Source organism: Mariniphaga anaerophila, assembly GCF_900129025.1.
Classification (GTDB): domain Bacteria; phylum Bacteroidota; class Bacteroidia; order Bacteroidales; family Prolixibacteraceae; genus Mariniphaga; species Mariniphaga anaerophila.
The window spans coordinates 28,268-38,952 of the sequence record NZ_FQUM01000012.1; the positions used below are offsets into that span (position 1 = coordinate 28,268).

Sequence of the window (10,685 nt, forward strand, 5' to 3'; positions counted from 1 at the left end):
TAATTAAAACTAACGATTATGAAAAAAAGTATAAAATATAAATCAATTCTTTTGTCATTCATTCTGGTTTTATTTAGTATCGGGTGTACTAACTTGGATGAAGAATTGTACAAGCAAATTAATGCTGATAGCTTTTATCAATCCTATCAGGATATTGCCGCAGGCATTGCTCGGGTTTATGAACATACTTCCTGGGCGTTGTGTAACGATGGTTCGTTATGGAAAGTTGGAGAGTTGACAACAGATAATATGTCGATAACACAAAAAGGGCGTCATTGGTACGACGAAGGAAATTATGTGAAACTGCATGGCCACAGTTGGAACTATATTTTTGGCGATTTTTATACAATCTGGAGAGGAATGTACCAAGGGGTAGGGTATGCAAATAACTTCTATAATGACTTGGAAAATGTGATTAAACCAAACGTTGAAAAATTTAATATTACGACAGAAGATGTGGAAACACTACAAGCGGAAATGATGGTTTTGTCTGCAATCTTTCACATGCATATACTTGAAGTATTTGGTCCTGGAGGTGTGATTTTTACTCCTGATATGGGTGGCGATGAACGCCCTGAATCAGAAACAGGGACTGCTTTATTCGATTTTATTGAAAAAACGATTGTAGAGAACATAGGAAAGCTTGGTAATCATGTGTCTGGAACAAAAGATGACTACTACGGACGGGTTGATCAGGCAACAGCGGCAACAGCTTTAGTGCGTTTATACCTGAATGCCAATGTGACCATTGGGCAGGAAAAATTTGCTGAATGCAAAGTCGAATGTGAAAAAATTCTGGATGGCGATTATGGAAATTATGAGTTGGATAATTCATGGCAACTGCAATGGAATTACAACAATGATTTATCTAAAGCAATAATTTGGTGTTTTCCGGGTGAGAAAAACTGGTTAAGGAGGACAACAATGCCGTGTAATAATCATTATCAAACTAAGTATTTTTTCCGCTCAGAACAAGGCGGCTCTTGCAATGGTCCTCATTTGCAGCCTTCTCAAGATACTGATGGCAGCTTTTTTGAAGACAAATATGCTCAGGGTTCTCCCTATCAAAGATATTTCGATGGAGATGAAAGAAGAGTGCCAATGCATATAGAAGATGATGGAACGCGCCAGGGGATTTTCTTAATCGGAACTCAGAGTGTACCTGGAGCAACATGGGCAGGAGAGCCGGCTTTTTCTTTTGCTTCGGAAGAGTGGAAGTTTTCTGGTAATCAGGATACACTGTATTTCCCCGATCGCATTGGACGATTCTCTGAAATTGTTTCGGCATGGCAGCAGGCAGGAGATTCAAGGTATGCCGGATTTGTTGACTCGCATAACTTTAAATACGTTCTTAAAAATGCAACCAGCAGCGAATTAAAGTCGATATCATCAGATGTTGCAACTCCAGGGCTCGGAATCACAAAAGGTGAAGAAAATACCGGGTTTAGATTAAATAAGTATCCTATTTATCCGGATGTGTTTGAAGCAGGCGGTTGGAACTACAATAGCGATTTTGTGGCGATGAGAATTACGGATGTATATTATGCCCTTGCGGAATGTGAATTAAGAGCGGGGAATAAGGAGCGAGCTGCTCAATTGTTGGATGAAGTGAGGGTGAAATATTTTACTCAAATTGGCGCAAATGAAGCCGCTACTCGAAAGGCAAAGTTCGAGGCAGGCGAGATTGAAGATCTCAGAGAGCCCCCGCACAGTTGGTATGAAGCTACAACTGAAACAGGCAATATAGATGAATTTTGGATGAACGCCAGTTATGTTCAAAATCCGGAGTTGCTGGATATGGATGAGTTGCTTGCCGAGTGGGGACGGGAGTATATTGGCGAAGGATTCCGCAGGATGCAATTGCGCCGTTTTGATAAATATACAAAAGGCAGATGGTGGAACAAAAGTGTGGATTCAGACTCGAAATATGAGCTGTGTCCGATTCCTTTGCGTGCATTGAATACGAACGTTAATCTTGTGCAGAATCCAGGTTATCAATCACATTAATAGTCTAGTTGATAGAAGTTTAAAAACAAGAAAAGAAGGATTGTATATGCAATCCTTCTTTTCTTGTTTTTAAGGTGATGTTTATTTTGTCTGAAAAATGTATTTATATAAATTTGACCGTCCGCATTCCGGAATTTGCATCAATAACTTAAATAAACCTGACTGTGTTATGAAATTTGTTGTTCCCTTCTCAATTATTTTTCTCTTTGTGGTTGCGTGTGCTAAAACCAACGGAACATTTGTTGACAAAAGAGATGGCAAAGAATATCAATGGATTAAAATAGGCGACGACATCTGGATGGCCGAAAATCTGGCATTCCTTCCGTCAGTTGATTCTGCAAGAGAAGCATCGTTAGAGCAAAAAAAGTACTATGTGTTTGGTTATGCAGGAGATTCAGCAGATAGTGCAAAAACATTTCAGACATATTTGTGGAACGACAGCCTGGTTGTGCCTTACGAAAAATACGGAGTAATGTATAACTGGGCAGCGTTGGTCGACGATGATACTGCCGACGGCGGCTCTCTCCGGGGAGTTTGTCCATGCGGATGGCATGTTCCTACAGATGAGGAATGGATGGCATTGGAAATAGCATTGGGAATGAATCCCGCCGAAGTTGAGGTGATTGGCCAGCGGAACAGCGGTTTTCTTGGGTATCAGTTAAAAGCGAACTACGGTTGGGATAACAACGGGAATGGAATTGATTCGGTTAGTTTTAAAGCCCTTCCGGCCGGAGAAGTGTTTGGCGGGGTTGGGTTTTTGCACGAAGGAGAACGATCAACTTTTTGGACCGCCACTCCCGGTCTGTTTGGTACAACCGTATGGACCAGAAGTGTATATTGTTGCGAATTTGGAATTGTTCGAGTTGAGCGTGACAAAATGGACGGTTTCTCGCTGAGGTGTGTGAAAGATTAAAAAATAGGTTGCTGCGCAGCAAGGAGAATGCCATGCTCGATCCTTTTTTTTCGGAAAAGGCCAGTTCAACTCAAAAAAGACTTCGGCGATCAGATTGTTTTTTTGGGTGGAGGCATTGATACTCAAAAAGTGTTACCTTCGGGAACAGTGCATGATGTGCGAAGCAGTGTTCGTCGAAACATTGATGCTTTGGCTCCCGGTGGCGGTTTTGTGTTTAACACGGTGCACAACATCCAGGCCGAGGTGCCGCCTGAAAATATTGTTGCCATGTGGGAAGCCTTTCGGGAATTTGGCAAGTACTAAAGTCGGCTCTGTTGTCTAATTTTGAATTTCAAGAAAACTAAATATCGAATCAACTATGGAACGAAGAGAATTTATTCAGAAATCAGCCAAAAGCACAATAGCACTGGGCACTGCGCCTTTTATTCTTACCAATTCAAACTGGAAAGGTGCCAACGACCGCGTAAATGTTGCAGTAATCGGGATTCGGGGAATGGGGCAGTCGCACATTCAGGAATATCAAAAACTGAAAAATGTTGAAGTTTCGGCGTTGTGCGACGTAGATGAAAATCTATTTGCCGAACGGGTGAAAAAGCATTTCACCGATAAAGGCCTGCGTGAACCCAAACTTTATCAGGACATGCGCAAGCTTTTTGAGGATAAATCGGTTGATGCCGTGTCTGTTGTAACACCCAATCACTGGCACGCGCTGGCCGGTATTTGGGCTATTCAGGCCGGAAAACATGCCAGCATTGAAAAACCGTCGTGTCATACCATCAAAGAAGGGCAGAAGCTGGTTGAGGCTGCCAAAAAGTATAATGTGGTGGTGCAGGACGGAGCTGAGCAGCGCAGCAATCCGGGAGCGCAATCGGCAGTTCAGTTTATGCGCGACGGTAAGCTGGGTGAAGTGTATTTAGCCAAAGGTGTGTGCTATAAATGGCGCGATTCCATTGGAAAATATCCCGACGGGTACATGCAGGAGGGAGAGAAATACGCCAGCACAGTGGGCAGTAAATCGTGGATTGGCCCGTTTACAAAAAGCTATATGGATAAAGTGGATTATAACATGTGGCTGGGGCCTGCTCCCGAGCGGCCGTTTAACCGTAACAGGTTTCACTACAACTGGCATTGGCACTGGGATTACGGAAATGGAGACATGGGAAATCAGGGCGTTCACGAAATGGATGTCGCCAGGTGGGGGCTTGGTGTGAAACTGCCCACAAAAGTTAGTGCAATTGGCGGCCACATGATGTTTGACGACGCCCAGGAAACGCCCAATGTGCTGATGGCGCTGTTTGAATTTCCCGCTCAGGAAGGTGGCGGAGAAAAAAAGAAAATCCTTCAATTTGAGGTCAGGCATTGGATGACCAACCCCGAAGGAAACCATTTGGGTTCGGGTGCTCCGCTAACCAATACGTACATGACCAGCTCTACTAACGTAGTAGGAAATATTTTTTATGGGTCGAATGGTTACATGCTGAAAGACGTGGACGGGTGGCAGACTTTTATGGGAAAGGAGCGGGCTTCCGGCGAATCGGGAAAAGGATTGGGAAACCACTACCAGAATTTTGTGGATGCCATTCGGGTAAACGATTCCAGACGGTTGACTGCCCCCATTGAAGAGGGATTTTACTCCTGCGCACTCATCCATCTGGCCAATATTTCTTATCGTCTCGGACGAACGTTGGATATCGATCCGCAGACTTTAACGGTGTTGAATGATGCGGAAGCAAATCAGATGCTCACTAAAGAATATCGGAAACCTTTTGTTTTACCTGAAAATGTATAGAACCATGAAAAAGTTAGTCGGCTTACTTTCTGTATTGTTTATTTCGTTATTTGTTTCTGCTTCGCTTTTAGCCCAGTGTACACAAGCGTGTGCCGTAAATGCTAAATGCGGCTGGGAAATATTGTTTGACGGAAACAGCGTGGAAAAGTGGAGGGGAAAAGAAAGTCACGTATTTCCCCAAAAAGGATGGAAAATTGAAAACGGCCTTTTGTTTCTTGCTGAAAGCGGCGGCGGCGATATTATCACAAAAGAGAAGTATTGCGACTTTGAACTGGTATTCAGCTTCAATCTTACCGAAGGAGCAAACAGTGGTATAAAATATTTTGTTGATTCCCTGGTGAATTCAGAAACAGGAAGTGTCTCGATAAACGGACCCGAATACCAGATAATCGACGATGAACATAATATTCACGTAAAAGATGATCCAAACGGATTAAGCTCAACGGCATCGGCTTATCTCTTGTATGCACCGGAAAATAAAAAGCTGAATCATTACGGACAATGGAACACCGGACGAATTGTGGCGAAAAACGAAACTGTAGAGCACTGGCTTAACGGGGTAAGAGTTGTAAAATACAAACGCGGCAGCAAAGATTTTCTGGAACGAAAAGCAGATACCAAATTCAAAAACGTTGAAAAATACGGAGAGCAGAAATGCGGACACATTCTACTGACCGACCATGGCGATAAAGTATTTTTTAAGAATATAAAAATACGGAAACTGTAAGGGGTAAGTTTCTAATTAATTAGTTGTTGCTTTGCTTTTTGTTCGTTTTTCCCCGGGATTGAGGTTGAAGTGAATTTGTTTTACATTTCTTGTAAAAATATGCTTCCTTTTTCTTCATTTTAGTTACATTTATCAAATTGATAGGAACGATCAAATAACCTTAGAAATGAAGCTACAGAAAGTCTTTCTGCTGTTACTGGTAACTTCTCTTTTTTCCTGTTCGCAAAAACCGGACGACAGCAACCCGGAACTTCCCAACATTATTTTAATCAGTGCCGACGATTTAGGCTGGTCTGACATTGGCTGCTACGGCAGCGAAGTACAAACGCCAAACCTCGATAAGCTGGGCGAGGGAGGGATGCGCTTTACACAGTTTCACAACACGTCAAAATGTTTTCCTTCGCGGGCATGTTTAATAACCGGTGTTTACGCTCAGCAAAGCAATTACCATAAAACGCACCGAAACCCGATAACCAACGCCGTAACTTTGGGCGAGGTGCTGCGCACTGCGGGTTATCGCACGCTTTGGTCGGGTAAACATCACGGACTCGAAAACCCCATTTACAGAGGGTTCGACCGTTATTATGGTCTAAAAGACGGGGCCTGCAACTATTTCAATCCGGGAGACCAGAGGCCCGGGGAGGGTGCTCCTGCGCGTAAAGGAGTACCCGGAAACAAAACGGTTCGCGCGTGGTGCATCGACAGTTTGATGTACACTCCTTACACCCCGGAAGAGAAAGATTTTTACACTACCGATTATTTCACCAATTACGCGGTTCAGTGGTTGGAAGAGTATCAAAACGAAGAAAAACCATTCTTTCTTTACCTGGCATACACTGCTCCGCACGACCCGCTAATGGCGTGGCCCGAAGATATTGCCCGTTACAAAGGGAAGTACGATGCCGGCTATCAGAAAATCAGGGAAGCCCGATATAAAAAGCAGCTTGAAATGGGCTTAATTGATGAGCGTTATAAATTGTCTGAGCCGATTTACACGTCGTGGAACGAGATGCCCGAAAAAGAAAAGTCAGATGAAATAAAACGTATGGAAGTTTATGCGGCAATGATTGATCGTCTGGACCAAAATATTGGGCGGGTGCTTAATACACTGAAAAAAACCGGGAAACTTGATAATACGCTTATCCTTTTTGTGTCGGACAATGGCGCGTCTGCGGAAGTGGTTCGAATTGAAGATGACTACGGCGAAATTGGTACGCTGACACGTTGGGAGTCGCTTGCCGGAAACTGGGCGAACGTAGGAAATACGCCGTTTCGGTATTATAAAAATTACAGTTACGAAGGTGGCATTAACACGCCGTTGATTGCCTGGTGGCCCGGAAAAATTGAGGCCGGTACTTTTTCTCATTTCCCCGGGCATTTTATTGATGTGATGTCCACGTTGGTTGATCTTACTGGCGCCAAATATCCGGAGGAGTTAAATGGGCAGAAAATAACTCCCATGCAGGGACAAAGTCTTTTGCCTGTTTTTAGGGGGGAGAACCCGGCGCGGAAAAACCCTTTGTTTTGGGAGTGGCGGAATGGCCAGGCAGTTTGCCGGGATTCGTGGAAAATGGTTCGGCACGGCTTGGATAAACCATGGGATTTGTACAATTTGGAGGCGGATCCGGTTGAAACGGAAAATCTTGCTGAGCAGCATCCCGACAAAGTAAATGAGTTAATATCGTTGTTCAATAGCTGGAAAGCTTCTCTTCCCGATTTTGAAACCCAATAGTCTGAAAAATGAAGACCTCTGTGTTGTTCGTTTGCTTTTTTTCAATCGCCCTGCTTTATTCCTGTCAGAATAAGAAAGAAAGAGGCGGCCCCTATTTCGGTAATGGTTTTCACAATGGGTGCGCCGATCATCATTCCGTGGTTATCTGGACACGCCTGACCCAAAATCCCGAAGGAAATGTCGCCGGTCAAAAGTTTTTAGTTCCAGACCCCGACGAACACCGGGAACTAAATCGCGAAGCCGATTCCGCAAAAATATGGAAGGCTCAGATTCCCGAAGGTTTTAATTTAGACGAAATGGATGGCGCTTGTCCGGGGGCTCAGGGAGAAGTGCGGCTGACTTGTTATCCGTTAACCAATTCGGAGAAGAAGTTGGTAAAAGACTGGACTCCTGTCGATCCTTTAAAAAATTTTACCCTGCAATGGAAACTGGAAGATTTATCGCCGGGAACTAAATATGTGGTGGAAATTGAAGCCCGTGCACATAAAAATTCAACTGTGTCTGATCGTATTCAGGGAGCATTTCGTACCCCTCCGGCAGCAGAAACCGAAGAAGACGTTGGTTTTTGTGTGGTCACCTGCCACGATTACTGGAGGCGCGACACTACTGGCGGGCACAAGATTTATGATGCAATGCTAAAGCTTTTTCCTGATTTTTATGTGCACACCGGCGACATTGAATACTACGACAAGCCGGAACCGTACGCGTTAACAGAGGAGTTAATGCGCTTTAAATGGGACCGTGTGTTTGCTTTGCCGTTGCAACGTGAATTCTGGGGGCAGGTTACCAGCTATTTCATGAAAGACGATCACGATGTGCTTACAGACGACGCTTTTCCGGGAATGACGTACGGAACGGTTAGTTGGGAACGTGGCCTTGAGATTTTTGATGAACAGAATCCGGTTTGCGGCAAACCCTATCAAACGGTTCGCTGGGGCAGGGATTTGCAAATCTGGTTAACCGAAGGTCGTGTTTTTCGAAGTGAAAATACCGATCCCGACGGGCCTGAAAAAACTATTTTTGGTAAGGAACAAAAAGAGTGGCTTTTCAGAACGCTGGAAGAATCTGATGCTACTTTTAAAGTGATAATCAATGCAAATCCTGTCCTTGGTCCCGATCGCGACAGCAAAAGTGATAATTATTCCAACTCCAATTTTAAATACGAAGGCGATGAAATACGAGAGTTTCTGAACAGTTTCGATAACGTGTTTTTGTGCAATGGCGATCGGCATTGGCAATATGTAACTCATTTTGAGGGAACCAATCTATGGGAGTTCAGTTGCGGCGCCGGTGCCGACATGCATGCCGGTGGCTGGAGGCAGGAAGATGTGAGGCCCGAACATCGCTTTTTGCGCGTAAAAGGAGGTTTTCTTTATGGGAAAGTAGCCCGCGAAAATGGAAAAACAACACTTGTTTTTCAGCATCGGGATGTTAACGGGAATGTGGTGCACGAAGAAGTTTTTACCCGGTAATTTTTTCAGTTTTAAATAATTCAACTTATGAAGAATGCATTTTTTTTGATTGTTGCCATTGTACTTTTTAGCCTACCCGGATGTAACTCAGATAGAAAAGCCGAGCCAACTCAGCGGCCAAATATTTTGTTTGCCATTAGCGACGACCAGTCGTTCGCACATACCAGTTTTGCAGGGGCAAAATTTGTAAATACACCGGCTTTCGATCGTGTTGCAAAAGAGGGCATTTATTTCACCAGTTGCATGGCCGGTTCTCCGGGGTGTGCGCCTTCGCGCAGCACAATTGTTACAGGGCGCTATCACTGGCAAAACGAACAGTCGGGGCAGCACGCTTCTTCGTGGATGAAAAAATACATTCCGTTTGTCGATTTACTCGATGCCAACGGTTATGTCACCGGAAGAACCGGCAAAGGAGTTTCTCCTTTTCGCTATGCGCAGGATAAAAATGATTCGCTGTGGCGTGCAACCGATGCTGCCGGTATTACACACAGCGACATGCGTTACAACGAAAATACTGATGGCGATGAGCGCCCGGCCAGGTTTATCAGTAACGTCAACTATTTCGAGAATTTTAAATATTTTATGGAAAACGTGCGTGGCGACAAGCCGTTTTTCTTCTGGTATGGAGCACAGGAGCCCCACCGTGCGTACGAACAGGATGCATGGAAAAGGACGGATAAAAAGCTGGAGGACGTGAATGTGCCCGGGTTTTTCCCCGATGATTCGGTGGTGAGGGGTGACATGCTCGATTACGCTGTGGAGATTGAATGGTTTGACCTGCATTTGCAACGGATGTTGGAGTACCTGGAGAGCACAGGCGAACTGGAAAACACAATTGTAATGGTTACTTCCGACAACGGAATGCCTTTTCCCCGCGTAAAAGCCAACTGTTACGAGTACGGCATTCACGTGCCCTTTGCAGTACGTTATCCCAAAGCATTTCCGGGTGGCCGGGTAGTGAATGATTTGCTGAGCTTTGCAGACCTGGCGCCAACCATTTTAGAAATTACCGAAACAGGAACTGACGGAATGTTGCCAATTTCAGGAAAAAGTGTGCTGAATATTTTAAAATCGAAACAGGAAGGCGTAGTTGATGCGTCGAAAAAGTATGTTTTTGCGGGGCGTGAACGGCATTCGTCTTCGCGTTATTTGAACTGGGGGTATCCGCAGCGTGCCATTCGCAGTCACGAATATTTGCTGATTTGGAACATGAAACCTGATCGCTGGCCGGCCGGAGCTCCTCAGCGCATAAAACCGGGAACGGAAAATGAGCTTCTTCCGATGTTTGGAATTGACGGCAACGGGATTCATCATTCTGAATGGGCTTTTACCGATATCGACGCCGCGCCAACAAAATCCTTTATTATTGAAAACTGGCAGGATGGATATGTCCATCCCTGGTTTGAACTGGCCCATGCCAAACGCCCCGAATTTGAGCTTTTCAACATAAAGGATGATCCGTACAATTTGCATAACCTGGCCGGAATGCCTGCGTTTGCACTGGTTGAGGAAGAGTTGAAACAGACATTGATTTCAGAATTGAAAAAGTCGGGAGACCCGAGGGTTGTCGGTCCCGACAAAGAAGTGTTTGATTCGTATATTCGATACAGCCCGATGAGGGAGTTTCCCAAGCCCAGATAAAAGTGTTTGTGTGGAGATAAATTATTTTTGATGGAGCTCTGGCTGCTGAACCGCTCAGATGCGTGGATTTTTCTGCCACTGGTCTTTTGCGGCGGTAACGGGAATAAAATGAAAAATTATGCAGGTGTTTTTTTGTCGGTTCGTAAAATTATCTTGAACGGTTTCTTGTCTGTAGCAATCACATATTGAAATATTTACCAATACAAAATAAATTGCCGGAAAATGATATTCGGGTTCAAAATGATTGTTCGGCAAAGAAAATCTTAGTATTTTTTATGTGGATTTGGTGGAGGTGAATCAATTCTAACGAAGAAAACAAAATATCTTCTTTCAATTAGTAAACAAAAAAGGGTTTAAATGGTATTTAAACACGAAATAGACTAATATCTGATTTATGAGAGTGC

At 44.2% G+C, this 10,685-nt stretch carries 8 protein-coding genes; all 8 read left to right on the forward strand.

Annotated features, from left to right (window positions below; all coding sequences use genetic code 11):
* The first annotated feature begins 18 nt into the window (after positions 1-18).
* Positions 19-2,007 (forward strand): RagB/SusD family nutrient uptake outer membrane protein, encoded by a 1,989-nt coding sequence (locus BUB08_RS17860; RefSeq protein ID WP_073003285.1) that lies wholly within the window; start codon positions 19-21, stop codon positions 2,005-2,007.
* Positions 2,008-2,176: 169 nt separating this feature from the next.
* Positions 2,177-2,920: an FISUMP domain-containing protein gene (locus tag BUB08_RS17865; RefSeq protein WP_175550040.1), complete on the forward strand. Its 744-nt coding sequence runs from the start codon at positions 2,177-2,179 to the stop codon at positions 2,918-2,920.
* 27 nt (positions 2,921-2,947) lie between these two features.
* Entirely contained in the window at positions 2,948-3,223 is a 276-nt protein-coding gene (locus tag BUB08_RS17870; RefSeq protein ID WP_073003287.1) for a uroporphyrinogen decarboxylase family protein, read from the forward strand.
* 55 nt (positions 3,224-3,278) lie between these two features.
* Positions 3,279-4,709 carry a Gfo/Idh/MocA family protein gene (locus BUB08_RS17875; RefSeq protein ID WP_073003288.1) on the forward strand — a complete coding sequence of 477 codons (1,431 nt, stop codon included), beginning with the start codon at positions 3,279-3,281 and terminating at the stop codon, positions 4,707-4,709.
* Positions 4,710-4,713: 4 nt separating this feature from the next.
* Entirely contained in the window at positions 4,714-5,436 is a 723-nt protein-coding gene (locus BUB08_RS17880) for a 3-keto-disaccharide hydrolase (RefSeq protein ID WP_073003323.1), read from the forward strand.
* 166 nt (positions 5,437-5,602) lie between these two features.
* Positions 5,603-7,168 carry an arylsulfatase gene (locus tag BUB08_RS17885; protein ID WP_073003289.1) on the forward strand — a complete coding sequence of 522 codons (1,566 nt, stop codon included), beginning with the start codon at positions 5,603-5,605 and terminating at the stop codon, positions 7,166-7,168.
* A gap of 8 nt (positions 7,169-7,176) precedes the next feature.
* The gene (locus BUB08_RS17890) at positions 7,177-8,640 is read left to right on the forward strand and encodes an alkaline phosphatase D family protein (protein WP_073003290.1); all 1,464 of its coding nucleotides are present in this window, start codon (positions 7,177-7,179) and stop codon (positions 8,638-8,640) included.
* A gap of 27 nt (positions 8,641-8,667) precedes the next feature.
* Positions 8,668-10,281, forward strand: a complete 1,614-nt coding sequence (locus tag BUB08_RS17895) for a sulfatase family protein (RefSeq protein ID WP_073003291.1) — start codon at positions 8,668-8,670, stop codon at positions 10,279-10,281.
* Positions 10,282-10,685 lie beyond the last annotated feature (404 nt).

Bases quoted from the DNA above. Each gene is read 5' to 3' on its own strand.
- BUB08_RS17870 (WP_073003287.1), top strand. From the start codon at position 2,948: ATGCCATGCTCGATCCTTTTTTTTCGGAAAAGGCCAGTTCAACTCAAA.
- BUB08_RS17865 (WP_175550040.1), top strand. From the start codon at position 2,177: ATGAAATTTGTTGTTCCCTTCTCAATTATTTTTCTCTTTGTGGTTGCG.
- BUB08_RS17860 (WP_073003285.1), top strand. From the start codon at position 19: ATGAAAAAAAGTATAAAATATAAATCAATTCTTTTGTCATTCATTCTG.
- BUB08_RS17875 (WP_073003288.1), top strand. From the start codon at position 3,279: ATGGAACGAAGAGAATTTATTCAGAAATCAGCCAAAAGCACAATAGCA.
- BUB08_RS17890 (WP_073003290.1), top strand. From the start codon at position 7,177: ATGAAGACCTCTGTGTTGTTCGTTTGCTTTTTTTCAATCGCCCTGCTT.
- BUB08_RS17895 (WP_073003291.1), top strand. From the start codon at position 8,668: ATGAAGAATGCATTTTTTTTGATTGTTGCCATTGTACTTTTTAGCCTA.
- BUB08_RS17880 (WP_073003323.1), top strand. From the start codon at position 4,714: ATGAAAAAGTTAGTCGGCTTACTTTCTGTATTGTTTATTTCGTTATTT.
- BUB08_RS17885 (WP_073003289.1), top strand. From the start codon at position 5,603: ATGAAGCTACAGAAAGTCTTTCTGCTGTTACTGGTAACTTCTCTTTTT.